The following is a 25,536-nucleotide window of genomic DNA, read 5'->3' on the forward strand; positions in this document are numbered from 1 at the left end:
CGCCTGGCGAAGCTTCTGCCGTGGAGGGGGGCGCGGATGACGCACGCTCTTGGATTCGACCATTCCTTGGCTCGGATACGGCCTGCCGCCCCGAGCGCGTGATGCTGGTCTCTGCCCCTGTCTCCCGGCCCCCGGCGGCTCACCGGCGCTCCGGTGTTCACCTCGGCATCGGCGTCAAGCTCGCCGCAGCGACTGTGGTGGTCCTCACCAGCGTCACCGTGCTGGTGGCCAATCAGGTGATCCAGAAGACACGAGATGACCTCGTGTCGGCGAAGGCGAACGCCGCATCGATGATGGCGGATCTGCTGTCGGGTTCCCTGACCGCGTCGCTAGATTTCGGCGATCGGGACACGGCGCAGGGCGACCTCGACCAGCTCCGGTCGAACCGCGCGCTCATCGCCGCGGTCGCGTGGGGCAGCGACGCCGAGCCCGTCGCCAAGATCGGTCAGCCGGAAGGCGGCCTGTCTGTGTTCACCGCGCGCGGCGCCGAGAACCAGGTCCTGGAGCGCGAGATACGCGTCGCCCGCCCGGTCGTGCGCGACGACGGGCGGCGCCTCGGGACGCTCGTCCTCGTCTTCTCCCTCGAGCCCGAGAACGCCGCGTTCGCCGCGGCCCGCCGCAACATCCTCGAGTTCGCGGGCATCGTCGGCGCGATGACGGCCTTCCTGCTCCTCGCGTTCGCAAGGTGGCAGATCGTGCGTCCGCTCTCGCGGCTCGTCGACGCCGCGCGGCGCGTCGGGGAAGGGGACCGCGCCGTCCGCGTGAACGTCCGCACGAACGACGAGCTCGGCCGGCTCGCCGACGTCTTCAACGCGATGAGCTCCGCCATCATCGAGCGCGAGGGCAAGCTCGAGATGGCCACCGAGAGCCTCCGCGAGCTCTTCGACAACATGCGCGAGGCCATCGTGGCCTTCGGCCCCGACGGCCGGCTGGGCAGCGAGGCCTCGAAAGAAGCCAGGCAGCTCTTCGGCGATCGCGCCGCGGAGGGCAACCACGTCGCGGAGCTCCTCTACCGCGGCGGGCCGCTCTGCGTCGAGAGCCAGGCGCTCCGGCAATGGGTCGACGCGGCGTTCGACGCCGAGGTCGACGCCTTCCAGGAGGTCGCCGAGCTCGCCCCGCGCGAGGTGTGGTTCGAGCGCGCGCCGGGCGACCGGAGGTTCTTGCGGATCGAGCTCTGCCCCATCGTCTCCGGCCAGAAGATCGCGCGCATCATGCTGCTCGCGACCGACCAGACCGAGCTCAGGCGCCTCACGGAGAGCGTCAAGACCAAGGACGAGGAGCACGCGCGCCAGATCGCCGCCATGCGCCGCCTCATCGCCGGCGGCGGCCAGGTCTTCGTCCGCTTCATCGAGATCTCGCGCGAGCGCGTGGCCCGGTGCAGCGAGATCCTGAGGCCCGGCGGGGAGCTCTGCCCCGCGGACATCGACGAGCTCTTGCAGCAGCTGCACACCATGAAGGGCGAGGCCCGGTCGTTCGACCTGGAGCGCCTCGCGGACGAGATCATGGCGCTCGAGGACGAGCTCTCCAGGGTCCAGGCGCGCGCGCGCTCGGAGGACAGGCCCTCGGTCGAGGGGCACGCGGCGTCGTGGCGCTCGCGGCTCACCCGCGTCGCGGACGAGCTCACGCGCGCGCAGGAGACGTTCGTCGACGCCTCGCCCGTGGGCAGCGCGATCCTCGACCAGATCACGGTCCGCCGCACGGACGTCACCCGGCTCGGCGAGCTCGTCGGCCCGCAGGGCGGCGAGGCCGCCGAGATCGTCCGCCGCCTCGCGGCCCGGCCGTTCGGCGAGGTGCTCGCGCCGCTCCTCGAGCGCGTCCCCCGCTGGGCCGAGCGGGAGGGCAAGCGCGCCCGCCTCGAGATCGACGGCCGCGAGGCCTCCATTCCTTCGGATCTCGCCCGCTTGCTCCCGGGCGTGTTCCTCCACCTCGTGCGGAACGCGATCGCCCATGGAATCGAATCCCCCGACGCGCGCGCCCGGGTGGGCAAGCCCGAGGTGGGCGTGATCCGCGCCAGCTGCGTCGAGGACAGGCCGCTGCCCACCCTCCTCGTCGAGGACGACGGTCAGGGCATCGACTTCGACGCCCTCGCGACGAGCGCCGGCGTCGATCCGAAGGATCTGGGCCGGACGCGCGAGCTCCTGTTCACCCCCGGCGTGAGCACGAAGGGCGACGTGAGCGACCTCGCGGGCCGCGGCATCGGCCTCTCCGCGGTCCGCGCCGATCTCCTCTCGGTCGGCTGGCTCATCGAGGTGGACGCGTCGCGCCAGACCGGCGCGGCGTTCGTGATCCGCCCCCAGGCTGTCCCTCTCAGCAACGGAGAATGACTCGATGTCACACGGCGGACGCATCCTGGTGATCGATGACAGCGAGATCGTGCTGATGCGGATCCGCGTCGAGCTGTCGAGCGCCGGCTACGAGGTGGTCACGACGACGCAGCTCGTGGGCACGGCCCGCCACCTGCGCGGCTGCGATCTCGTCATCGTCGACTTCTTCATGCCGGGCCTCGACGGCGCCGCCGTCCTCCGCTCGCTCAAGGCCGCGGTGCCCGAGGGCGAGAGGCCGCCGCTCTTCTACCTCTACACGACGGACGCCGAGGCCGGATCGCGGTACGCGGAGCTCGGCTTCGACGGGGTCTTCAGCAGGAAAGGCGATCTGCTCGCCCTCACCCCGCAGGTGCAAGCGGCGCTCCGCATACGCAAGCTCGCCGGCCTGTCGCGCGGCAAGGAACGCAAGACATGACGCCTCGCCGGCGCGCCCTCGTGCTCGGCCTCTTCGTCGCGGCCGCCCTCGCCCCATTCCATGTCATGGCGGAGCCGGCGACGGCGCCCTTCGCCGTGCAAGCGGAGATCGTCACGCGCATCCTGCCGTATGACAGGGGCTTTCCAGAGCGGGTGAAGGGACAGGTCTCTTTCCTTTTGCTCTCCCGGGCCGGCGACGCGGACTCGGCGAGCGCCGCGCTCCAGATGAGGAGGGCCTTGAACGACATCGGCAAGGTGCGTGACAAGCCGATCCGCGTGGAGAGCGCCGAGTACTCGAGCGCGTCCGAGCTCGCCGCGACGTGCCGCGCGCGCGACATCAACGTCGTGTACATCTCCTCGGGGCTCGGCAGGGAGGTCGCCGCGATACGCGGCGCGCTCACGGACACGGGCATCCTGAGCTTTGCGGCCGTGGAGCCCTATGTCTCGCAGGGGGCCGTGCTCGGCGTCGACGTCGCGGACGGCAAGCCGCGCATGAGCATCAACCTCGCGCAGGCCCGGGCCCAGCACATCGACTTCCCCGCTCCCATCCTCAAACTGGCAAGGATCTATTGACGTGAGCTCGACCCGTATCGCACTGCTCTGCGCCGCGTCGCTCGCGTTGTCGACCGCCGCCCCGCGCGAGGCGCGGGCCGAGGACGTCAGCTCGCTCCTCGAGATCCTCGAAGAGAACGTCGTGTCCGGCGCCTCGCGCTCCGCGGAGCGCGAGAGCGACGCGCCCGCCATGTCGTCGGTGATCACGGGCGCGCAGCTCAAGCTCTTCGGCATACGGCGCCTCGCCGACGCGCTCACCTTCCTCGCGAGCGGCGTCTTCGCGCACGACCGCATGTCGGTCCCGGAGGTCGGCGCGCGCGGGGTCGCCCTGACCCGGGACGCGAACAGCCACGTGCTGATCGTGCTCGACGGCATGGTCGTGAACGAGCAGGGCGGCGGCGCCGTCTTCCTGCACGATATCCCGATCGAGATCGTCGACCATATCGAGGTGGTCCTCGGCCCTGGGTCCGTGCTCTACGGCGCGCAGGCCATGCTGGGGGTCATCAACGTCGTCACGAAGAAGGCCGCCGATCACCAGGGCATCCGCGCCTCCCTGACGATCGGGGCGTCGCCGCCGCTCGACGAATCGGGCGACATCAGGGCGCCGGACCTCGAGGGCCTCGGGGGCGAGGGCACGGCGGCGATCGGCTTCGGGCGCCGCTTCACGCTGCTCGGGCAGCCCGCGGGCGTGGTGGCGGCGGTCGACATGCACCGCTTCGAGGGGCCCGAGGTGAGCTTCCCGAAGCAGCGGCTCCCGGTCCTGGCGGACGGCGTGTCCGTCATGGATCTCGGCTCGCACGTCGAGCCCGGCTTCTGGGGCGGCACGGTGGAAGAGCAGTGGTTTCGCCGCAAGGCAGGCGCCTTCGTGCGCCTCGACGTCGGCGACCTGAGCGCGGTCGCGCAGGCGACGCGCTCGTCGTGGGCCGCGCCCTTCATGGATCTCCACGAGAACCGCGTCGGGGCCTTTGACGACGCGCGCAACGACAACACGCAGTCGCTCGTCCTGACCAGCGTGCGTTATCGCGACCGCCTGAGCGAGCGGCTCGAGGGCGTGGCGCGCGGGTACTTCGGGTACAGCCGGATCGAGCGCTCGCGCTACGTGGTGGGCCACGATCCGCTCGTGCCGCACGTCCCGCTCGACGTGCTCGATCCGGAGCAGTGCCCGCGCGGCCCGTCCGGGCCTTGCCGGAAGGAGGCGCTGTTCCTCTCCCGCTGGTTCGGGCTGGAGCTCCAGGCGCGGTACGACTGGACAGGCGACGGCGCCTTCACGACCATGGCGGGCCTCGATGGGCGCCTCCGCACGTCGGCCTACGAGTTCGTCGCGTTCGACGAGCTCACGGGGAAGAGTTATGGCTCCGACCCGGCGCGCACGCGCTGGCATGGCGGCGGACACCGTCTCGAGGACGAGGGCGCGCTCGGGGCCTATGTGCAGCAGACGCTCCGCCTGTTCCGGCCCCTCTCGCTCAACGCCGGGATCCGGGTCGACCTCGACTCGCGTATCCCCCTCGAGTACGTGGCGAACGCGATCTCGCCGCGCGCCGCGCTGATCCTCACGCCGGACGAGCGCGTGTCGCTCAAGCTCATCTATTCGAGCGCGTTCCGCGCCCCCAGCTTCGTCGAGCTCTACACCGTGAGCGGCAGGCTGCTGCCGAACCCGGACGGCCTCAAGCCGGAGAAGGTCTCCTCCCTGGAGGCGGTCTCGTCGTTCCGGAGCGGCGCGTACTCCTTCACGGCCGGCGGCTTCTACTCGGAATGGCGGGACGTCATCGAGCTCCAGCTCCTCCGGGCGAAGGCGCCCAGCGTCTCGAGGTACAACAACGTGCCAGGCATCGAGAACTACGGCGCGAACCTCGGCTTCGAGACGAGCTTCCTCGAGCGGAAGCTGCGCGTCGGCGTCAACTCCACGTTCGCCGCGACGCGGCGCCGCATGTCCGCCGAGCAGATCCATCGGAACGCGCCGTTCGGCACCGGCGACGACGTCCCCATCACGGTCGCGCCGCAGGTGTACGGCAACGCCCGCGTATCGTACGAGGTCGGCTCTGGCGCCGTGTCCCTGGCGGCCGCCTACATGGGCCGGCGGATCGCCGACCAGGCCTACTATGGCGGTGATCCGTCGAACATCGCCCCTCGCCCCGAGGTGCCGCCGCAGGTCGAGCTCCGCGTGGCGGTGACGGGCGCGATACCCGGGGTGAAGGGCGCCGGGTACCTGCTCGGCGGGCAGTACGCGTTCTCGGCCCATGAGCCCTACGTCGTCGGCCCCAACCAGGGGCAGCCGCGCTACCTCGTCGAGAGCGGCCCCACCGCGGATTTCGCGTTTAAGAACCGCCTTACGCTCTTCGCCGGGATCGAGCTTCACCTCGATGACGACGCCGCCGCGGGCAGCCCGGCCGCGGCGGCCAGGCCCTCCTCCATCGCGACCGTCGGGCGCGCGAGCCACGGAGCTTCACCGTGAAGAGCACATGTTTTCCCGCGCTCCTCCTCCGCTTGTCGGCCACGACAGGCCTCCTGGCGGGGGGCTGCGTCGAGGTGGGCCACCCCATCGAGGTGGGCTGCTTCGTCGAGGACGACAACCCGAACTGCTTCGACACGGGCGTCTCCGCGAGCTCTTCTCAGGCGAGCGGGACGACCGGGGCCGGCGCGGCCGGCGGAGGCGGCGCGAGCGCCGAGGGCGGAGGCGGCGCGGGCGCGAGCGCCGATGACGGGGGCGGTGACGGCGGCTCAGGCGGCGCGGGCGGCGCGGGCGGCTCAGGCGGCGCCGGGCTGTGATCGCGCTGGCCATCTCCTCATTACGGTGGATTGCGTCAACCTATCGCCCATGAGGGGGCGAATCGTCCACCGTGGAGTCATCTCCGACGGCACCCTACTGTCGATTGGCATGCTCTCCGGCTGGAACTCGCATTGTCGGCATCATTGGGAACGAGGGAACGAGGACGTAAAAGGCGTTGACAGTCGATTCTGTTTCCCATAGTCGTAATGATGCAACTCGGCTGGACCGCCGTGTCCCTGTCGTGAAGGGGGAGCGTGCACGACCGAAATTTCTCTGGCGGTCTCCTCCTGGCGACGCGCGTCAGGGAGCCATCGACATGAAGGCGAGCGCCATCGTCATCGATGTACCACGAGGAACGAAGTGTGATCTCCTGCCCTGACCGGGCAGGGAGCTCTCGAGAGAAGTCCCCGCGATGCCCGCGATGAACGAGACCGAGGCCAGCCGGATGCAGGGCGCGACGATCTCGCGAGCCCAGCGGATACTCGACGCCTTGCCGGCGATCGTGTGTGTCCTGGACCTCGCGGGACCGCGGCTCACGGGGCACAACGCCGCGCTCGTCCGGGCGCTCGGCTGCACGGAAGAAGAGCTCCTTTCGCGGGGCGTCGAGGCGCTCTCGGCGCGCATTCACCCCGACGGTCTCGCCGGCCTCGCCGCGCGCGCGGCCGAGCTCGCCGCGGCGCGCGACGGCGGGGTCGTCGAAGGCGAGCTGCGGGCGCGGAGCGTCGAGGGAGGGCGGTACGAGCGCGTCTTCGCCGTGCGCGCGGAGGTCTTCACGCGGGGGGACGACGGCGCCGTGCGCGAGGTCGTCCTCTTCGCCGAGGACGTGACCGCGCGAAAGCGCCGCGAGCAGGGCGGCCGCAGGGGAGACGCGGTGCTCGCGGCGCTCTGCGACCGCGCCCCTGTCTTCATGTACGCGAAAGACCGTGACGGCGCCTTCCTCCTGGCGAGCCGCTCGACGGAGGAGCTCGTCGGGGCGACCCCGGGCAACATGCTCGGAAAGACCGACAGCGACTTCTGTCCGGCGGAAGTTGCGTCTATTTACAAAGACGTCGATGACCTGGTGCGTAGGACCGGCGCCCCGTTCGAGGCCGAGGAGATCGTCCCGCAGGCCCAGGGCGATCGGACCCTGTACACCATCAAGTTCCCCCTCCGCGGCGAGGGCGTCCCGGAGGGCGCGGTCGCCGGTATCTCTGTCGACATCACGCGGGTCAAGGTTGCAGAGCGCGAGCGGGAGGCGGCGCGGGACGAGCTGATCGCGGCGCAGCAGGACACGATACGTGAGCTGGTAACGCCGCTGCTGCCGATCGCCGAGGGGGTGCTCGTGATGCCGCTCATCGGCTTCTTCGACGGCGCGCGGGCGAGCCGTATCATCGAGACGCTGCTGCAGGGGGTGGAGAGGCACGCGGCCCGCATCGCGATCATCGATATCACCGGGGTCAAGGCGGTGGACGTCCAGGTGGCGGAGATGCTCGTGCACGCCGCGCGCGCGGTGGGGCTGCTCGGCGCGCAGGTGGTGCTCACCGGCATCCAGCCGGCGATCGCGCAGACGCTCATCGAGCTCGACGTCGACCTGCGGGGCCTTGTCACGGCGGGGACGCTGCGGGGTGGCATCGCGTATGCGGTTCCGGTCGGGCAAGCTCGCGGCGGACAGGAGCCGCGCCACTTGCGCCGTGAATGAGGGCGAGGCGCGCTGAGCGCGCGCCATCGCGGGGGTCCCGGATGTCGGCGCGCGCACAGCCGCGCTGAACCGTCAGGGGACCGTGAAACGGGTCGAGCAATATCGAGAAGAGGAGGGGATTCATGGTCGATCGCGCCATCATCGGGGGCATCCTTCTGGCGACCAGCGCGCTTGCCTGCAGCTCGAGCGAGAGCACGGCAGAAGCGCCGCTGACCATCGCTTACATCACCCACAACAAGTGCAATCGGTTCCACGATCTGGGTCGCGCGGGCGCCGCGCAGGCGCAGAGCGAGCTGTCGACGACGAGCGCGCGGCCGGTCAACGTGATGATCCTGGACCCTGAATGTCCGGAGCTCACGGACGACGGCAAGCCGCTGGACCCCGACGACGCCTGCTACCTCTCCCGGCCGCAGATGGAGGTGCTGCAGGAGGTCATCGACATGAAGGTGGACGCGATATCCATCGATGTCTTCAGCGGGGAATGCGAGAACGACCTCATCAACAAGGCGGTGGACGCCGGCATCAAGGTCGTCACGTACGGCGGCGACGCCCCGGCCAGCAAGCGCCACACCTACTACGGCATGGACAACAAGGCCGCCGCCGCCTTCCTCATGGATGCGCTCGCGACCATCAACGGGAAGACCGGCAAGATCGCCTTGCAGACGATGATGGATGACGACGGTAACGGGGTCTACACCCCCACCCCCGCGGGGACCTTCATCGACCGGCTCGCCGGCTTCTCCGAGACGCTGAAGAAGTACCCGGACATGACGAACGCCGTGAGCCTCCCTTGCGTGTGCTGCGACTACGCGAACCCCTTCTGCGCGCAGACCGCGGAGGAGGCTTTGAAGAGCGACCCGGAGATCATGGGCTTCTTCTTCTCCTACAGCAAGCTCCTCGGCGAGCCCGACCTCGAGGCGAACGCGCCGCTGCTCACCGCGAGAGCGAAGGAGAAGACCATTCACTCGGTGGCGTTCGATACGCTGCCGGAGTACATGGATCGCATGCGCGCGGGGTACGTGGACGTGCTCCTCGGTCAGAAGCTGTTCGGCTGGGGCTACGATACCGTCATGCTCGCGTACGATCTGGCCACCACCGATCGGCAAGTGAGCGCCTTCACCGACGCTGGCTGGTACGTCGTCTGTCCGAACAACCTGGAGGAGTTCGAGCGCAACACCCAGGCGATGGATTACCGGACGCCCCTGTCGAAGTGCAGCTTGCTCCCCTGAGCCCGCTGTTGCTCAGCACGGTAGGCTGCATTGCGTGACGCGCGCCGCCGCTGTCGCTTGCGCGGGTAGGCCAGGCTACTGCGCTGCGGTGCGCCAGCCGGCCATCCGCGACAGCGAGGCGGCGCAGCGTCTTCGGTTTCGCCGCGCGCGCGCCGTGGCTATCATGGGTCGAGCTCTGGTCCGCGCGTCCGCCGCCGGGCCTGGAAGGAGCCGCCATGAGGAGAGGCCTGCCGCGATGAACGAGACCAGGGCCAGGGAGCAGCAGGACGCGCTCAGCGCGCGAGCCCGGAGGATGCTCGACGCGGCGCCGACGATCCTGTGTGTCGTGGGCCTCGACCAGCGGCGGCTCGTCGCGCACAACGCCGCCCTCGCCCGCTCGCTCGGCTGTACGGGCGAAGAGCTCTCGACACGCGGCGTCGAGGCGCTCTCGGATCGGATCCACCCGGACGACATGGCCGGCCTCGCCGCGAGCGCGGAGCGGCTGAAGGGGGCGCGGGACGGCGAGGTGATCGAGGGCGAGCTCCGGGCGCGAGGCCGAGAGGGAGACGAGCGCATCTTCGCGGTGCGCGCGGAGGTCTTCGGGCGGAGCGAGGATGGCGCCGCGCGCGAGATCTTCCTGTCGGCCGAGGACGTGACGGAGCGAAAGCGCCGCGAGCAGCGCCTCCACAGGAGCGAGGCGCTGCTCGCGACGTTCTGTGATCACGCGCCGGTCCTCATGTATGCAAAGGACCGGGAAGGCGCCTTTCTCCTGGTGAGCCGCTCGGTGGAGGAGCTCGTCGGGGCGACCCCGGGCAGCATGCTTGGAAAGACCGATAGAGACTTCTTTCCATCGGAGGTTGCGTCTATTTACAATGACGTCGATGAGCTGGTGCGCAGGAACGGCGCCCCGTTCGAGGCCGAGGATCCCGTCCCTCACGCCCGAGGTGAGAAGACGTTCTACTCGATCAAGTTCCCTGTCTGGGGTGAGGGCATCCCGGAGGGCGCGGTCGCCGGTATCTCTGTCGACATCACGCGGGTCAAGGCGGCGGAGCGCGAGCGGGAGGCTGCGCGGGACGAGCTGATCGCGGCGCAGCAGGACACGATACGTGAGCTGGTAACGCCGCTGCTGCCGATCGCCGAGGGGGTGCTCGTGATGCCGCTCATCGGCTTCTTCGACGGCGCGCGGGCGAGCCGTATCATCGAGACGCTGCTGCAGGGGGTGGAGAGGCACGCGGCCCGCATCGCGATCATCGATATCACCGGGGTCAAGGCGGTGGACGTCCAGGTGGCGGAGATGCTCGTGCACGCCGCGCGCGCGGTGGGGCTGCTCGGCGCGCAGGTGGTGCTCACCGGCATCCAGCCGGCGATCGCGCGGACGCTCATCGAGCTCGACGTCGACCTGCGGGGCCTGGTCACGGCGGGGACGCTGCGGGGCGGCATCGCGTACGCGCTGAAGCGAACGTGACAGCACGGCGCCCCGCGCCTGGAGCGACAAACGGGTTGAAGCCGCACGCAAACAGCGAGAAGTTGAGACGCCAGAGGACGCCAGAAGACGCCAAGAGGCGCCAGAAGACGCCAAGATTTATTGTTTTCTTGGCGTCTTCTGGCGCTTTCTGGCGTCTTCTGGCGTCCTCTGGCGTCTCATTTCTCGGGTTTCCAAGCTGATCGGTCGGCGGGTCATTGCAGCGTGCAGATGAGCCGCTGGCCGCGCACGGAGTAGGCGCCGTCGCGCTGCTCGATCCAGGCGACGAGCAGCTTGACGCCGAGCTGCGCGACGGTCGAGCCGAGGATCTGCGCGCTGCTGCCGTCCGGGAGGGAGAAGATGAGCTGGTTGGGGAGCACGTTCTCACCTGTTCGCGTGAACCAGCCCAGGCTCACGCTCTTTCCAGGCGGCGGCACCAACGTCAGATACACGTTCTCGCCGTCGCTCGCGACGGGGCCCGGGGGGTTGTACTGGTTTACGTTCTGGAGCTTGAAGACAGGGGTGAAGCCGGGCGGGGGAACCTGTCCGAGCGACAGGAAGTCCCTTACGACGCCAACCTCCGCCGAGAGCGTGAGCCTCGGCGGAGGGACGAGGTGCACCATCAAGAGCGTGACGCCATCGCCGTCGGGCAGCGGGAACGCCCCGAAGAAGGACTCCACCTCGTCAGGAGATGGGCTGAACTGGATCTGGTGCGCCACGCCGAGATCGGCGCGAGAGGCGCCCGTTCTGAAGAACGCCTCTCCGGTCGCGCTGTCATCCAACAACAGGAGGTGCTGGCCGTTCGTGACGGTGTAGTAGCGAACGTTGAGCGAGGCATCGGTACGTGCGCCCTGGGCCACCAGGGTCGGCGCAGGCTCGGCCGATCCACCGACGACGAGCGCTCGCGTCGAGCCGCCCGGCGCCGCGCAGGTCGCGGCGTAAAGGGTGTTATCGCCCGACGGGACGAACGCCATCGACGTCGCCACGCTGGGGCTCGAGCACTCCGGTGCGAGCGCGGGAAACCGCTGGAACGTCCCCTCGGACGAGACGCCGTCGGCGGTCGTGGGGAAGACGAGCTGCCCGATCTCGTACCCCACCCTGCCCTGAAGGATCACCCGCCCTCCGGATTCGCGGCCGGTGACGAAAGCCGCGCCGTCGGTGAACGGGAACTCCGCCTTCGACCCGGCTGGCTCCCCGATCTCGTGCACCGTCCCGATCACGAGCCGGCTGGCAGTCTTGTCGATGATCGAGGCAAATACGCCATCGGGTCCGCTTGCCAGCACGAGCGAGGAGGTGTCGACCTCGTGGCCGCCGAGGTCTTCGGACGTGAGGATATCGAACGGCTCGAGGTCGAGCGCGCACTTCGCCTCGGCCGGCTTGCAGACGCCGTCCTGACAGACGCCGCTCGGGCACCCGGGAGAGACGCTGCACGCTCCGCCGCCTCCTTGGCTCAGCTCCGCGTCGGTGCGCACGCCCGCGATGATCTGGCAGCCGGCGACGAGCAATGCGCCCCCGACCACGACGAGCCCCCATGGTCGCATCTGGCGCATCTCAAAAGCTACCTCGCAACGACAGCCCCGCTGTTCCCAGCTCGGCCGGAGGCCCCAGGCGCACCTCCAGCGCCGTCGACGGCGCGGCCTCGCTCGACGGCGCGGTCAGGAACACGACAAGGCCTGTGATGAGCGCCGCGCCTCCCGCCGCGAACGCCACGTTGGAGATGTTGGCGGTCGTGTTGGCGTCCTGATGGAGCTTGACCCCCCCGGCGCCACAACGGGGAGGGTCGTCGTTGGTACACCCGTGCTGGTTGCGCGCTTCGCTCATCTTCGAGAGCGTCTCGACACCGAACACCGCGCCTACCGCGATCCCGGCCAGGCTCACCCCGCCCAGCACGAGCCCGACCGTCCGCTGCGCGCTCCACGAGCTCGCCGCGGGCGCGGCGCTCGTGGCCGCAGGCACGCGCGCTTCCCGCCGTGGCGCGGGCGCGTCTTCGAGCAGAGGGACGTGTACCGTTCTCTTCCCTGGCTTCGGCTCGACGACCACCTCCGTGCTCCATGCCTTCTTGCCAGGCGCCACCACCTCAATCGTATGCTCGCCCGGATCGACCGGGATCGCCGAGCCGAACATCGCCGCATCGAGCGGCTTCGCGTTGCGCCGCACCTCGAGCCCCTCGATCCGGGCCTCCGGCGCCACCTCGATGACGAGCCTCGAGAGCCGCGGCTCGAGGAGGCCCGCCCGCCGCCCCGCTTCCTTCGAGCGCGGCCGATCGCCCGCTCTGCGCGCCATTGCCTCGGCGTCGTTGAAGGTCGCCCAGGCGCTCGCCGTCTCCCCGTTGAGCTCGTAGCAATCCGCCAGGGCGAGCAGCGTTCCGGCCATTGGATCCAGCTTCTGGCTTGCGACGAGCTTCGAGCACCCCAGGGCGTGGCTGCCCTGCTTGACGAGCGCGCGTCCCTCGCGGAAGAGCACATCGGCGGCCGCCCGGTCCTCGGCGGTCGGGTCCGCGAGGGCGCGCGGCGCGAGCGATAACGATAGGATCAGCGCGCTCGCGGCGATTACACTGCGCCTGACACGCATCGGTCCTGGGCCACGCACCGATCCCACTATATCGACACCGGTCGCCGTTGTCCCAAAGTTAGCGCCGCTCGTCGTACGAGAACGTCGGCTCATGCCTCGGGGTGGGAGCGGTCTTGGCCGGGGGCTTCGCCCGCAGGGGGGGCTTTGTCGTCTTCGGCTTCAGCGTGGCGGTAGTTGCCGGCGCCGTCGCCGTCGCCGTCGCCGGCGACGGCGAGGTGGGCTCCGGCTGCGCTTTCGCGCTCGCGTCGTGAGAGGCGGGCGCGGAGGGGGGAGCCTGGGGTTCAATGGGCGCGGAGGGGGCCGCGTTCGGCGCGCCGAACGCGGCCGCCGGCGGCTCTGTCGGCGCCGGGGATCGCGCCCCGTCCTGCCCCCCCGAGGCGATCACCGCCAGCGCAGCGCCCGCGACGAACGCACCGCCGAGGAGAAGGGGAGCCCAATAGCGCGGCTTCGACAGCAGCGCCCCGAAGGGCGGTAGGGCGCCGCTGGGCCAGGACGTGGTGAGCGCTGTCTTCGCCACGGAATCCCGCGGGCGCGGTTCGAGCGACCGTTCCGCCCCGGCGCTGGGCGACGGCGGGGAGGCGTCCGCGCGGCGCGACCCCGGCGCGTCCGGGGCTCCCGACAGAGACGACCGCCGCATGTTGAGCACCCGAGAGACCCGCTCCGGATAACCCCGCGCTCGCAGGGGCGCGTGAGGCGCAAGGGCGCCGGCGAACGCTGCCACGTCGCTCCAGCGCTGCTCGCGATCGTGCATCAAACACCGCTGGATCACCGCGTCGAGCGCCGGCGGCACGCCGCTCCGGCGCTGGTGGAGCGGCGTGGGCTTCGCCGCGAGCATGCGCCCGTAGAACTCCGCCAAGGTCTCCGCGTGAAACGGCGTCTGCCCGGCGATGAGCTCATACAAGAGGACGCCGAGCGCCCAGAGGTCGCTGCGCGCGTCGACATCCTTCGGCGAGCTCATCTGCTCCGGCGACATGTAGTAGGGGGTGCCGAGCTGCTGGTCGTCTTCGGTGAGGGCGAGCTCCGCGCCGCTGATCTTCGAGATCCCGAAGTCGAGGACCTTGATGCACGCCGCGCCGCTGACGTCCTGGGTGACGAAGAGGTTCGCCGGCTTCAGATCGCGGTGAACGATCCCGACGGCGTGGGCCTCGCCGACCGCTTCACACGTCTGGAGAACGTACTCCACGGCGTCGTCGAGAGAGAGCGACCCGCTCTGCCTGAGCAACGCGGCGAGATCACGCCCCTCGAGGAATTCCATGACGATGTATGGCGCGCCGCTTTCGAGGGTGCCGACGTCGAACACGCGGGCGACGTGCTGGCTGCGCAGCCGCACCGCCGCGCGCGCCTCGCGCAAGAAGCGCGCGCGCACGTCGGCGGTGACGTGGTGGGCCGAGCGCATGAACTTCACGGCGACGCGCTGGTCGAGCTCGAGGTGGAGCGCCGCGACGACGATCCCCACGGCCCCCGTGCCGAGCAGACGCTCCACGCGGTACTTGCCCGCCAAGACGTCGCCGGGCCGGACCGGGGCGTTGATCATGGCTTCCCATGTGGTCTCAGCGGCTCCGGGAGGTCAAGCGTACCGATACGCCCGGCGCGCTCCCGTCCTGTCACGCGTCAGCGGATGCTGGTGCTGAACTCGACGCTCGGACCCGGCGCGGAGATGTCGTGGAGCTCCAGCCCCGACGGCGTCCCGTCCCACCAGACGCTTTTCGGGACGGTGTCGGGCCCGAATCGGGGCGCGGACGGACCGCCGAACAGGTCGCCAGCGTCGCCCAGGTGGAACTGGCGCCGCTCGAGATCGAAGCGACCGTCCGCCTGGACCAGCGCGCACTCGTAGTGGTTCCGGGGCGTCATCTGCTCATCGCTGTTGTCGCCCCTCTCGTCGATGCGCCAGATCGCCAGACCCGAGTCCGGCAGCGACCTGTCGCGCCGGGTCTGGAGCCGATTCTCGACGAGGTAGTACTCGGTCTGGCTCCGCGCGTGGATCAGGAACTCGTTGACGCCGGCCCGCAGGGCGCCGCGCATGTTCGGCTCGGCGACCATGACCCGATCGGCCCAGCCCGCGCGGTACTTGAGGTACGCGCCCATGTGCGGCGGGTTCTTCGGATCCGCGTTGGCGCCCAGGCCCATCATGCAATAGGCGCCCACGCCGCTCGACTCGTTGCCGTGGTCGTAGAGGTCCGGGAAATCGCAGAGCATGTGTCCATTCTCGTGGCAGTAGGTGCCGAGCGTGAGCTCGGGGCCCATGTTCGTGAACTGGTAGTCATAGGCGAAGACGCCCGGCGCGAGCTCGACCCGCGTCTGGAGGTGGTACGCGTGCGGCCAGAGGCCCATGCCGTGCCTGTTCACGATGTCGCCCGCGTAGAAGACGTTGAGCGCATAGACGCAGCGCTCGTCGTCGACGGTGAGCTGGCTGAAGTCGAAGCCCCTGGACCGGAGCGCGGCGAGCGCCTCCTTGATCAGCTCCCGCGCCCGGCTCGGCAGCGCGACCCGCTCGTTCGTGTAATAAGACCGCGGGTGCCGGGCCGTGTAGTACTCGGTGACGACGGTGTTGTACCGGAGCTTCCCGTGCGAGCTCTCATGGAAATAGTCGTACACCGAACCGTTGTTGTCGAACCCGCGGTACCCGGGGTCGTTGCAGAAGGCCTCGACCTCCTCGCGCGGGATGGTGTGCGGGACGTCGGGGAACTGAACGAGGAGGCAGAGGCCGACGAAGTCGCCCGTGGTCGCGCGCTGCGGCGGCGCCGTGAGGACGCCGCGGGCCAGCGGGGCCGATCGCTCGCGGAGGGCGCGCCGGCGGCGCTGCCGCCACCGCGTGTTGCCCACCGGGAGCCCCGGGATCGTGCGGGCCTTCGCCCGGGCGGCGTCGGGGGTGATGCGGAGCCCCGGCGCGACGCCGAGCGCGAGCGGCGCGATCCTGCCGGGCAGCACGCCCGTCGGGACGAGGTCCACGCCGTCGGCGGACAACGTCGCGTACTCATAGAAGCCGGACGCCGGATCCTCGACGAGGGTATACCCGTCGAGCGTCTCGAAGGTAGCAAAGTGCTGATCGCCGAAGCCGCGAACCCGCAACGTGGTCCCGTCGGGTTGGCTGAACGTGAACTCCTTGCCCTGGAAAGGAATGGCCATCTCCTGCCTTGCTCGTCGCCGGCGGGGCAAGAGCGAACGTTCGGCGTCGCCGTGCCCATCACGGCGCCCTCGCTGATCGTCCGCCCCCAGCCCGGGCCGGCGTTGCCGCGGCGCGCTTGCAGCGCCCGTGCCGCGCGGGAACCCGCGCCGAGAGCGCGATGACGCCCGTGGGCGGCGGCGAGGCGACCGCGCGGGCTTGCGTCAACGAGCAACGGTTTGCCTGACACCCCGGTGAGGCTCGATGAGAGCGGACGCGGGGAGGAAGAAAGAATGAATTTCTTTCTCTTGCCGTCTCTCGCTCCCCGCCTCCCCGTCTCCCTGTGAAATTCCTGCTTTTTCTCGTGGTTTCAACCCGTTTGTCCCTCTAGACAGCGCGCGCGTAGCGACCCGGGGGCTGGCCCACGTGACGGCTGAACGCGGTGCTGAAGGTGCTCGCCGAGCCGTAGCCGACGCGCTCGGCCACGTCGGCGATCCCGAGATCGTGGCGGCGGAGCAGATCCCTCGCGACGGCCATGCGCCAGGCGAGCAGGTATTCCATGGGCGGCAGGCCCACGGTGCGGGTGAACCGCTCGAAGAACGCCGAGCGGGAGAGGGCCGCGGTCCTGGCGAGCTGGGCGACCGTCCACGAGCGCGCGAGCTGGGCGTGCATCTGCCGTATCGCCGGCGCGAGCCGCGGATCGGCCAGCCCGCGCAGGAGCCCCGGTGGCGCGTCTCCAGCCGAGGTCGACCGCAGCGCTTCGATGAGCAGCACCTCAACGAGCCGCGTGAGCACGAGGTCGCGCCCCGATCGCTGCTCGTTGGATTCGTCGCCCACGAGCCGCACGAGCACCGAGAGGCGCTCGACGCCGCGCACGTGCAGCACCGCTGGCAGCAGCGACACGAGCAGCGCCGCGTCGGGCGAGTCGAAGAGGAAGTAGCCGCCGAGCAGCCGCACGTCCGGGCGTCCACCGCGCGTGCCGTGGCGGACCTCGCCCGTCGGCGCGGGCGTCACCTTCGGGTCGACGCGCTCTGGCCTCACCGGCTCGAAGCCCGACAGGGTGAACCCCGGCGTCGCCGGCAGGAGCACGAAGTCGCCCGCCTCGAGCGTCAGGGCGCGCTCGCCGTCGACGGCGAGACGACAGCTGCCCTCCAGCACGGCGCAGAAGCTCGGCTGGCCGAAGTCCGCGTAGCGGACCCCCCAGCGACCGGCGCCGCTGATCCGCTTCGAGAACACGGCGCGCGGCTGGAGCAGCGCGATGACCTCCGAGAGAGGGTCGTTCATGTCTGGACTCTAGCAAACGAAACGTGGACTACCAATGGTAGATAGTCCAGCGCGCCGTCGCTATCTTCCCTTCATGAACACTGTGCTCATCACCGGTTGCTCCTCGGGATATGGACTCGAAACCGCGCGCCGCTTCCACGCGCAGGGCTGGAACGTCGTCGCCACCATGCGAACGCCTCGAGAGGACGTGCTGCCTCGGTCGGACCGGATGCGCGTCATCGCGCTCGACGTGACGAAGCCCGAGAGCATCGCGGCTGCGCTCGAGGCGAGCGGGCCCATCGACGTTCTCGTCAACAACGCCGGCATCGGGCTCCTGGGCGCCTTCGAGGCCACGCCGATGACCACGGTGCGCGAGGTGTTCGAGACCAACACGTTTGGGGTGATGGCGATGACGCAGGCCGTGCTGCCCCAGCTCCGCGCGCGGCGATCGGGCGTGGTGGTGAACGTGACGTCGAGCGCGACGCTCGCGCCGATGCCGCTGGTCGCCGTGTACACCGCGAGCAAGATGGCCATCGAAGGGTTCACCGCGTCGCTCGCGCTCGAGCTCGAGGCCTTCGGCGTGCGCGTGAAGCTCGTCGAGCCGGGCTACGGCCCGACGACGCGCTTCACGAGCAACGGGGGACCCCGCATGGAAGGCCTGATCCCCGACGCCTACGCGCCTCTCGCGCAGCGCATCTTCGCCTCCTTCGGGCAGCCGGCGCTGGTGACGAGCGAGTCCGACGTGGCCGAAGGGGTGTGGCGCGCGGCGAACGACGCGTCGGGGCAGCTCCGTTTCCCTGCCGGTCCCGACGCGGTGGCGCTGGCTGCGGCCAGATGAGCGACGACGCGGTGTCGGGGGTGCGATCGATGAGAATGATGGAGATTCATTCCTCCGGGAACTCGCCGCAGCGGCCGCTCCCGCGGCAGACGCCGCTCGCGCAGCTCTCGTGTCGATGACACCGCCGGCCGGGCGCCAGCTTGCAAGCGCCCGCGCCATTGCAGACCTTGTCGTCCAGCACGCAGTCCGGATCGTCCTCGACTCCGGGGCCGAGGGGCGAGCACGCGCCGACCGACGGCTCGACGTTGCAGGCCATGCAGGTCTCGTCACAAGCGGTGTCGCAGCAGACGCCGTCGACGCATTTCCCGCTCGCGCAATCCCTCGGCCCGCCGCACGCCTGGCCGTTCGCGCCCCTGCACGCGCCCGCTGTGTCGCAGACGCGGCCCTGGCCGCACGGCGAGCCTGCAGCCACGACGTGCGTGGCGACCCCCCGCTTGCACCCGTCGCTCGTGCATGGGTCGCCGTCGTCTTCGGCGTCGGCGTCGTCCGGCGCAGGATACGGCTGCCCCGCAGCGCAGGTGAGGATCTGGCAGTCGCCCGCGATCTGCCCGGACGGCAGGGCCGGCACGCCGTCGAGCGGGACGTTGACGCACGCGCCCGCGGTGCACGCGTCCGCGGTGCATGGATTGTCATCGTCGCAGTCGGTCGCCTGCGTCTCGGCCGCGCACGCAGGAGCCTCTCCGTCCCAGCCGGCGCCGGGGTCACCGGCCCCGACCCCGTGATCCCCGCCGCTGCCGGCGCCTGCGCCGCCGGAGCCCTGGAAGCTGCGGGCCTTGGGCGAACAGCCCGCCAGCGCGACGACGAGGCACAGCGGCACCGATGTCGCCTGCACGCGGCCCGTGCGGCGGAGCGGACGTGCTGAGATGTGAAATGTCCACATGCGCCGAACTCTACTGTCGGTCCAGCTCACCCGCTAATCAGACTTCTTCTTTCGAGCGGCCATGGACGAACGGCGCGCGCGGTTTGCCGGCGGCGGAGCGCGCAGGTGGGCTCGCGCTCCGTTCGAGGCGCGTCACCGCCGTCCGGCGCGCCACCCCACCGCATCTGCCCGCCGTACACCCGTGCTCCGCGCGCGGCGCGCGCAACACCGCTTCTCCTGATCTTCTCTCCGACGTGCAAGAACGGAGAACTTGAGTACGGCCCTCAGAAGAGGCGCGGCGCCTCGCCGATCGAGCCGCCGCGCCTCGCCGCGAGCGCCGCGAGGAACGCTATCCACGCCGCGGGGCCATCGAGCGTCAGGTCGGGCTCGACCGCGGGGTCAGGCCGCTCGGACGAGGCGATGTAGACGCCCACGCCGCCGATCGCCCGGGCATGGGCGATCGCCGGCTCGTCGGTCGTGTCGTCGCCCGCATAGACCACCAGCGTCCCCGGCGGCAGCCGCGCCAGCAGGAACGCGAGGGCGCGGCCCTTGTCGTGCGCGGCGTCCCGGGCCTCGTGGATGCTGCGCCCCCGCATGACCACGAACCCCCGCCGCGCCGCCGCGTCCGCCCACGCCCCGAGCGCGTCGAACGCCGCCGGCCGGGCCTCCGCCGGGACGAGCCGCCAGTGGAGCGCGATCGAGCAGCGCTTGCGCTCGACCCACAGCGAAGGGATCCGCCGCACCGCCGCGTCCGCCTCGCGCTCCAGCGCGTCGAGCGCCTCGGTCGGCGACTCCGCCAGGTACACGAGCTCCCCGGCCGGCGTCGCGATCTCCGCCCCGTGCTCGCCCACGCGCCACGCCGCGCCGACCGCCGCGGTGCGCGCCGCGACGTCCTGGATCGTCCTCCCCGTGACGATCGCCACGGTCGTGCCCGGCGCCCGCGAGAGCGCCCCGAGCGCCCCGAGGGCGCCCGGCGCCGCCACCGCCCCGCCCGAGACCGCGGTGATCTCGGAGATGGTCCCGTCGAAGTCTGTCGCGAGCAGCAATGACGGCGCGGCCGCCGCACGTTCGACCAATTCAAGAACGTCCATGCTGCACCAGATCTACCACTGGGCAGGCCAGGAGCACGATGGCAAAGCCGGCGCGACCGGGAGCGACCGGTGGCTGGCTTTGCTGCTTCACGACGGACAGGTCGCCGCCGCGCGCGTCAGAACCGGATGATCACCTCGTGGACGCGGCGCCCCTCGGTCTTGCCCTCGGTGGCCTCCGCGGGCGCGGCGTCGCCCGCGGGCGCCCCCTCCGCGGCGGCCGCCGGCTCGTCCGGCTTGCACTCGTACTTCACGCGCCACTCGGTCTTCTGCACCGTGTGCGTGCTCTCCTGCTTCCGCTTCTTCGGCCCGAAGAAATCCTTCTCGCGGCGCTCGCTGGACTCCGCCACGGACTCTTCCCCGATCACGGTCTCGCCCTCTTCGACGATCTCGTAGCTCTCGGGTCCGCCGCAGGTCGTGGCCATCGTCTGGCTCGCCTTCTGCATGGCCACCTCGCGATCGCCCAGGATCGCGAGCTCGCCCCCGACCTTCGTCCGCCTCACGACGCGGACCTCGCCATACGGCTGCCACGAGCACGCGGCCGTGGAACAGAGCGTACACGCGGCGATCAATGCATGAATCGCAGAGAATTTCATGCCGTGCACCAGTACCACCCTCGAAATGACGAGGGCAACAACAAAGCGCGGGCGGCTCTGCGCAAAACCTGCTACCGGCGGCGCGCGCGCGCCTGGTCGGTTGGTCGTTTGCTTGCTCGCTTGCTCGCTCGGTCGATTGATCGCGTCGCGCCGCCGTGGCGGTCCAACGTTGCGCGGTCGCTCGAGCGCGCGCCTGCTCGCGCCGGGGCACCGGATCACCACCCGCTGCTGCCACGGCAGCAGCGAGGAGGCTCTCGGCCCCGCGTTCCGGCCCGCTCCGGCGCGGCATGGGGGTTGCTGACCGCGGGTGTTCGCCGGCGCGGATCAACAGGCTTGATCCGCGCCGTGCACCGAGGTCCAACTGCGCTCCTTCATCGACAAGAACCGCTTCCTGCTGGTGTTCGCGGCGCTGTCCTCGGTCATGGGCCTCAGCGTCGGCGTGGCCAAGGTGAGCACGACGCTGTATGCGCTGGAGCTCGGGGCGAACGAGGCGCTGCTCGGGCTGATCTCCGGATCGCAGAGCGTCGGCGTGCTCCTGATGAGCATCCCCATCGGGCTCCTCGTGGATCACCTCGGGCCCTCGCGGCTGTTCGTGCTGGGGAGCCTCGTGGCCGGGTCCCTCTACATGGCCTTGCCGGCGGTCCCGTCTCCGGTGTTCCTGCTGGCCTTCACGACGGCGATCAGCTTCTTCATGCCGATGCGCTTCGTCTCGCTGAGCACCGTGTTCATGCAGCAGCTCGAGACGGTGGGCGAGGGCAAGGCCGGCTGGTACCGCGGCACCCATATGGTCGGCATGTTCCTGCTCGGCCCCATGCTCGCGGCCAGCCTCACGAAGGCGCTCGGCTTCTCGGGCACGTACCGGCTCATCGGGCTCTCGTTCCTGATCACCGTGCTCATGTCGCCGATCGTCTTCGGCCCTTACACGGCGCGGTCCGCGCACCCTCGATCGCTCCGCCTCTCCGGCGTCCGCGCCGACCTCGCCCTGCTCGCGCAGGACGTCGAGCTGCGCAGCGTGTGCCTGATCGAGTTTGCGGCCCAGTCGATCAACTCGTTCTTCATGTTCTTCATCATCCCCATCGGCGTCACCGTCGCCCACCTGACGGCGGCCGAGGCGTCGGGGCTCCTGGCCTGGCAGGGCGTGACGTTCATCTTCGCGCTGTTCGCGCTGGGGGGCCTCGTGGGCCGGGTGGGGCACGAGCGGGTCTACCTCGCGAGCCTGGTCCTCGTCCCGTGCGCGCTCCTCCTGCTCGGCCTCTCGCGCGATCTCCTGCCGCTGCGGGCCGGCGGCCTGCTGCTCGGCCTCGGGCTCGGCATCCTCCAGATCGCGAACCTCACCCGCATCGCCCGGATCGGCGCGCGGGCGGGGCGGGGCAAGGTGGCCGGCTTGCAGGCGCTCGTGGGGCCGTCCGGCGGCCTGTTCGGCAGCGCCGTGGGCGGCCTCCTGGGCCGGAGCCTGGGGCTCCAGACGATGTTCCTGCTCCTGTCCGTGTTCTTCGGCGTGCTCCTCGCCGTGGCGCGCAGGACGTCCCTCGCGGCGGCGGCGAGCCCCGCGCCCGCCGAGCCCGCCGCCGCCGAGTAACGGCCGAGGAGAGACAGACACCATGCGAGAGCTCGACAAGCCATCTTCGAACGCCACGACGCGCCGCAGGCTCGCGGCGGCCCTCTGCGCCGCGCTCGCGCTCGCGGCCTGCTCGAAGGGAGACCACGGCAGCGGCGACGGCGCCGCCGGCGACTACGAGGTGCAGGAGCTGCGCTATCAGGGGTTCTCGGGCATGGTCTCGGTGCCCGAGCTGGCGGAGGATCTGGGGTACCTCGCCCCGCTCAAGCTGAGCTACGTCGGCAACACGATCAGCGGGCCGCAGGACATCCAGACCGTGGTCACCGGAGACACCAATCTCGGGCAGGCGTTCAACGGCGCGGTGATCAAGCTGATCGCCGCCGGCGCGCCGCTCCGGGCGGTGGTGGGCGGCTACGGGATCGACGCGAAGCGGTGGAGCGGCTTCTACGTGACCGAGGACAGCCCCATCACGTCGGCGCGGGACCTGATCGGCAAGAAGGTCGCGATGAACACGCTGGGCGCGCACCACGAGCTGATGCTGAAAGAGTACCTGTCGCGGCAGGGGCTCACGAGCGCCGAGATCGCGCAGGTCACGCTGGTGGTGCTGCCGCCGGTGAGCGCGGAGCAGGCGCTTCGACAGGGGCAGGTGGAGGTCGCCGTCCTCGGCGACATCCTGCGCGACAAGGCGCTGGAGCGCGGCGGCGTCCGTGCCTTGTTCTCGGATCACGAGCTGTTCGGCGAGCTCACCGCCGGCAGCTACGTGCTGAGCAAGCGATTCCTGAAGGAGAGCCCGAACAGCGCCCGCAAGTTCGTGGAGGCCGCGGCGCGCGCCATCGAGTGGGCCCGGAGCACGCCGCGCGAGGAGGTGGTGGCCCGCTTGCAGCGCATCATCGAGCGGCGGGGCCGCAACGAGGACGCGTCGCTCGTGAAGTACTGGACCAGCCTGGGCGTCGCCGGCAAAGGCGGGCTCCTGTCGGCCGGGGAATACCAGATCTGGATCGACTGGCTCGTGAAGGACGGCGAGCTCAAGGCGGGGCAGATCAAGGCCGAGGACCTGTTCACGAACGAGCTCAACCCGTTCGCGGCGACACAGGGGCAGTGACGGCGCCGGCCGCGGCGCGTCCCGCTCGCCGCCGCTTGCGGTAGAGGAGGAATTTGCCGTGGTTCACGGCCCGCGCGTCATGGCGCTGGCCTCTCCTACGATCGCCGCCGGAGGATGTGCTGGAGCAGCTGGCGCGAGACGTTCAGGAGCTTTGCTGCCTTCCGGCGGTTTCCCCCGGCGCGCGCGAGCGCCTCGTCGACCATGACGGTGCGCACCTGCTCCTCGACGTCCTGGATCGACGCCCGCCCCACCGCGGCGCGCACCTGAGGCCGGAGATCGGGCGGCCGGGCCAGCGCGTCGTCGATCGTGCGCTCCAGCTCCTCGAGGCGCAGCGGCTTCTCCAGGAACGAGCGCACCCCTATCTGGGCGAGCCGGAACGAGACGGCCGGGCTCGCCGAGCCGCTGATGGCCACGATCGTCGGCGCGACAGCGCAGGTCATCGCTCGCTCCACGACGTCGACGGCGTTCCCGTCCGGGAGCATCACGTCGGCGATGATCCCTTGAAATATCCCGTCTGCGAGCGCGCGGTGCGCCTCGGCCACCGACGCGCACGCGACGACCTCGGCGCCGCGCGCCTCGAGCGCCTCGTGCAGCGCGCGCCTGAGCCTCGCGTCATCCTCCACGACCAGCCAGCGTAACATCGTATGGTAGAATGCCCCCGGTTCATGGGGGCGCATAGTCTCAAGAGGGCGGAGCTGGCCAGCCTCCCGGCGGTGTCGGCCGTGTCGGCGCTGTCAGCCGTGTCGGCTGGCGCGCAGCTCGACGCCCTCATCACGCGCGAGGCGCTGCGGGGTGAGCGCACCGCCTCGATCGCGCGGAGCGTCTTCTGCGCGGCCCTCCTTGCGCGGTTCCTCGCCGTCGGCGGTTTGACGCCGTCAGGCTCTCACGCGCGCTCGCTCATCGAGGTTCCGCTGCTCCTCGGCGCGGTTGCCGCCTCGCTGTACGTGTGGTGGCGGAGCCGGAAGACCGATGCCCCTCCTCACCTGATCCTCGTCTCGGTCGGCCTCGACGCGCTCCTGTGTTTTCTGGCGCTGCTGCCGAACGTGCTCTGGCCCTGGGACGGCTACCCGGGAATCTTGCACCTGCCCGATATGGCCGCGCTCCTGATCACGGTCTCCGTGAGCGCGTTCCGGCTGGTCCGCCGGGCGGTGCTCCTCGCGACGGCGGCGAACGCGCTCTCCGCGCTCGTGCTCATCGCGCTCGACCGCGCGCTGAACGGCGGCCACCACGGCGACTTCTGGGCGCCGGCGTCGCTCTTCTTCCTCCTGCTCCTGACGGCGGCCAGCGCGGCGCTCCTCGCCACGATGCGCACGGTGCGCGTCGTCGAGCTCGGGGCGCGCTCCACGCTGCGCGCCGAGCGCGCGCAGCGGAACCTGAGCGTCATGCTGCACGAGCACCACGACGTGAAGACCTCGCTCTCGGCCGCCCTCATCGACACCGATCTCCTCCGGCGCGAGCTCCTTCGGGTCGAGTCCGCGAGCGCCGAGCGCATGTTGCGAAAGCTGGAGCAGCTCCGCGAGAGCATCGAGGATGTCGCCTCGACCATGGGGCATATCCGCGATCGGACGATGCGCGAGCTCGACGCGCTGCGCGCGACGGCCCCCGCCGAGATCGGCGAGGCGACCCGCGGCGCGCTCCGGGTCGTCCGGCGGCGCTACCAGGCGGTGAAGGTCGACGTCACGGATCGCGCGGAGCGCACCGCGGTCCTGTTCGCGGGGGGGCACGACGTGCTGGAGCGCGTGCTCCTCAACGTCCTCGTCAACGCGTGCGAGGGGACGGGCGAGCGCGGGGCGTCCAGCGTGACGCTGGACGCGCGCCCGCTGGGCGGCGGGCGGGTGGCCATCGAGGTGAAGGACGACGGCCCCGGGTTCCACGACACGCCGAGCCCGAAGCCGGGCGGGTCGGGACAGGGGCTCGGCTTCGTGGCCGGCATGGTGGAATCGAGCGGTGGGCTCGTCCTGCGCGCCAACCTCCCGGAAGGCGGCGCCAAGGTCACCATCGAGCTGCTCGAAGCGCCGGTGTGACGGCGGAGCGCACGGCGCGCGGACAGGGCGGCAAGAAGATTTGCCCTCATCGCGCCGCTGGCCGCGCGGTACGCCTCGGTGGCGAAGTGGGGACTCGCGTGGGCTCTCTCGCTCGCACACCTCGGAAGG

21 protein-coding genes are annotated in these 25,536 nt (G+C 70.5%); 12 read left to right on the forward strand and 9 right to left on the reverse strand.

What is annotated here, in order from left to right; translation table 11 throughout:
• The first annotated feature begins 101 nt into the window (after positions 1–101).
• The 8 genes from WME97_RS07400 to WME97_RS07435 all read left to right on the forward strand — a co-directional run bounded on the left by WME97_RS07400 (position 102) and on the right by WME97_RS07435 (position 10,408).
• Complete coding sequence (locus WME97_RS07400) at positions 102–2,324, forward strand: HAMP domain-containing protein (protein ID WP_437550620.1); 2,223 nt, start codon at positions 102–104, stop codon at positions 2,322–2,324.
• Between the two features lie 4 nt (positions 2,325–2,328).
• Positions 2,329–2,739, forward strand: a complete 411-nt coding sequence (locus WME97_RS07405) for a response regulator (RefSeq protein WP_012234032.1) — start codon at positions 2,329–2,331, stop codon at positions 2,737–2,739.
• Entirely contained in the window at positions 2,736–3,311 is a 576-nt protein-coding gene (locus WME97_RS07410) for a YfiR family protein (protein WP_437550623.1), read from the forward strand. The genes WME97_RS07405 and WME97_RS07410 overlap by 4 nt, the downstream gene beginning before the upstream one ends.
• A 1-nt stretch (position 3,312) precedes the next feature.
• Positions 3,313–5,742 (forward strand): TonB-dependent receptor plug domain-containing protein, encoded by a 2,430-nt coding sequence (locus tag WME97_RS07415; RefSeq protein ID WP_437550625.1) that lies wholly within the window; start codon positions 3,313–3,315, stop codon positions 5,740–5,742.
• The gene (locus WME97_RS07420) at positions 5,739–6,056 is read left to right on the forward strand and encodes a hypothetical protein (protein ID WP_437550627.1); all 318 of its coding nucleotides are present in this window, start codon (positions 5,739–5,741) and stop codon (positions 6,054–6,056) included. The genes WME97_RS07415 and WME97_RS07420 overlap by 4 nt, the downstream gene beginning before the upstream one ends.
• A gap of 413 nt (positions 6,057–6,469) precedes the next feature.
• Positions 6,470–7,735 (forward strand): PAS domain-containing protein, encoded by a 1,266-nt coding sequence (locus tag WME97_RS07425; RefSeq protein WP_437550629.1) that lies wholly within the window; start codon positions 6,470–6,472, stop codon positions 7,733–7,735.
• A gap of 122 nt (positions 7,736–7,857) precedes the next feature.
• On the forward strand, positions 7,858–8,964 hold the full coding sequence (locus WME97_RS07430; protein ID WP_437550631.1) for a substrate-binding domain-containing protein: 1,107 nt from the start codon (positions 7,858–7,860) through the stop codon (positions 8,962–8,964).
• A gap of 235 nt (positions 8,965–9,199) precedes the next feature.
• Positions 9,200–10,408 (forward strand): PAS domain S-box protein, encoded by a 1,209-nt coding sequence (locus tag WME97_RS07435; RefSeq protein WP_437550633.1) that lies wholly within the window; start codon positions 9,200–9,202, stop codon positions 10,406–10,408.
• Between the two features lie 212 nt (positions 10,409–10,620).
• On the opposite strand, the gene WME97_RS07440 is transcribed toward WME97_RS07435, so the two are convergent.
• From WME97_RS07440 to WME97_RS07460, 5 genes are all read right to left on the reverse strand, one after another.
• The gene (locus tag WME97_RS07440) at positions 10,621–11,955 is read right to left on the reverse strand and encodes a hypothetical protein (RefSeq protein ID WP_437550635.1); all 1,335 of its coding nucleotides are present in this window, start codon (positions 11,953–11,955) and stop codon (positions 10,621–10,623) included.
• Position 11,956: 1 nt separating this feature from the next.
• Positions 11,957–12,976: a hypothetical protein gene (locus WME97_RS07445; RefSeq protein ID WP_437550637.1), complete on the reverse strand. Its 1,020-nt coding sequence runs from the start codon at positions 12,974–12,976 to the stop codon at positions 11,957–11,959.
• 58 nt (positions 12,977–13,034) lie between these two features.
• A complete protein-coding gene (locus WME97_RS07450; protein WP_437550638.1) occupies positions 13,035–14,510 on the reverse strand; it encodes a serine/threonine-protein kinase in 1,476 nt (491 codons plus the stop codon).
• Between the two features lie 77 nt (positions 14,511–14,587).
• Complete coding sequence (locus tag WME97_RS07455) at positions 14,588–16,102, reverse strand: M6 family metalloprotease domain-containing protein (RefSeq protein WP_437550640.1); 1,515 nt, start codon at positions 16,100–16,102, stop codon at positions 14,588–14,590.
• A gap of 364 nt (positions 16,103–16,466) precedes the next feature.
• The gene (locus WME97_RS07460; protein WP_437550642.1) at positions 16,467–17,363 is read right to left on the reverse strand and encodes a cupin domain-containing protein; all 897 of its coding nucleotides are present in this window, start codon (positions 17,361–17,363) and stop codon (positions 16,467–16,469) included.
• A gap of 73 nt (positions 17,364–17,436) precedes the next feature.
• Between WME97_RS07460 and WME97_RS07465 the strand changes: the two genes are divergently transcribed.
• Positions 17,437–18,180 carry an SDR family oxidoreductase gene (locus WME97_RS07465; RefSeq protein WP_437550644.1) on the forward strand — a complete coding sequence of 248 codons (744 nt, stop codon included), beginning with the start codon at positions 17,437–17,439 and terminating at the stop codon, positions 18,178–18,180.
• A gap of 46 nt (positions 18,181–18,226) precedes the next feature.
• Here WME97_RS07465 and WME97_RS07470 read toward each other — a convergent pair whose 3' ends face one another.
• The 3 genes from WME97_RS07470 to WME97_RS07480 all read right to left on the reverse strand — a co-directional run bounded on the left by WME97_RS07470 (position 18,227) and on the right by WME97_RS07480 (position 20,723).
• Complete coding sequence (locus WME97_RS07470; RefSeq protein ID WP_437550646.1) at positions 18,227–19,060, reverse strand: hypothetical protein; 834 nt, start codon at positions 19,058–19,060, stop codon at positions 18,227–18,229.
• Positions 19,061–19,323: 263 nt separating this feature from the next.
• Complete coding sequence (gene otsB / locus WME97_RS07475; protein ID WP_437550648.1) at positions 19,324–20,130, reverse strand: trehalose-phosphatase; 807 nt, start codon at positions 20,128–20,130, stop codon at positions 19,324–19,326.
• A 116-nt stretch (positions 20,131–20,246) separates the two neighbouring features.
• Positions 20,247–20,723, reverse strand: a complete 477-nt coding sequence (locus WME97_RS07480) for a hypothetical protein (RefSeq protein ID WP_437550650.1) — start codon at positions 20,721–20,723, stop codon at positions 20,247–20,249.
• A gap of 397 nt (positions 20,724–21,120) precedes the next feature.
• On the opposite strand from WME97_RS07480, the gene WME97_RS07485 reads away from it, so the two are divergent.
• Together WME97_RS07485 and WME97_RS07490 are read left to right on the forward strand one after the other, a co-directional pair.
• Positions 21,121–22,302: an MFS transporter gene (locus WME97_RS07485; RefSeq protein ID WP_437550652.1), complete on the forward strand. Its 1,182-nt coding sequence runs from the start codon at positions 21,121–21,123 to the stop codon at positions 22,300–22,302.
• A gap of 22 nt (positions 22,303–22,324) precedes the next feature.
• On the forward strand, positions 22,325–23,383 hold the full coding sequence (locus WME97_RS07490) for an ABC transporter substrate-binding protein (protein WP_437550654.1): 1,059 nt from the start codon (positions 22,325–22,327) through the stop codon (positions 23,381–23,383).
• Between the two features lie 95 nt (positions 23,384–23,478).
• On the opposite strand, the gene WME97_RS07495 is transcribed toward WME97_RS07490, so the two are convergent.
• Entirely contained in the window at positions 23,479–24,024 is a 546-nt protein-coding gene (locus tag WME97_RS07495; RefSeq protein ID WP_437550656.1) for a response regulator, read from the reverse strand.
• Between the two features lie 24 nt (positions 24,025–24,048).
• On the opposite strand from WME97_RS07495, the gene WME97_RS07500 reads away from it, so the two are divergent.
• Complete coding sequence (locus tag WME97_RS07500; protein ID WP_437550658.1) at positions 24,049–25,407, forward strand: ATP-binding protein; 1,359 nt, start codon at positions 24,049–24,051, stop codon at positions 25,405–25,407.
• Positions 25,408–25,536 lie beyond the last annotated feature (129 nt).

Origin of the sequence: Sorangium sp. So ce367 (assembly GCF_051520455.1) — a bacterium.
GTDB lineage: Bacteria > Myxococcota_A > Polyangia > Polyangiales > Polyangiaceae > Sorangium > Sorangium cellulosum_B.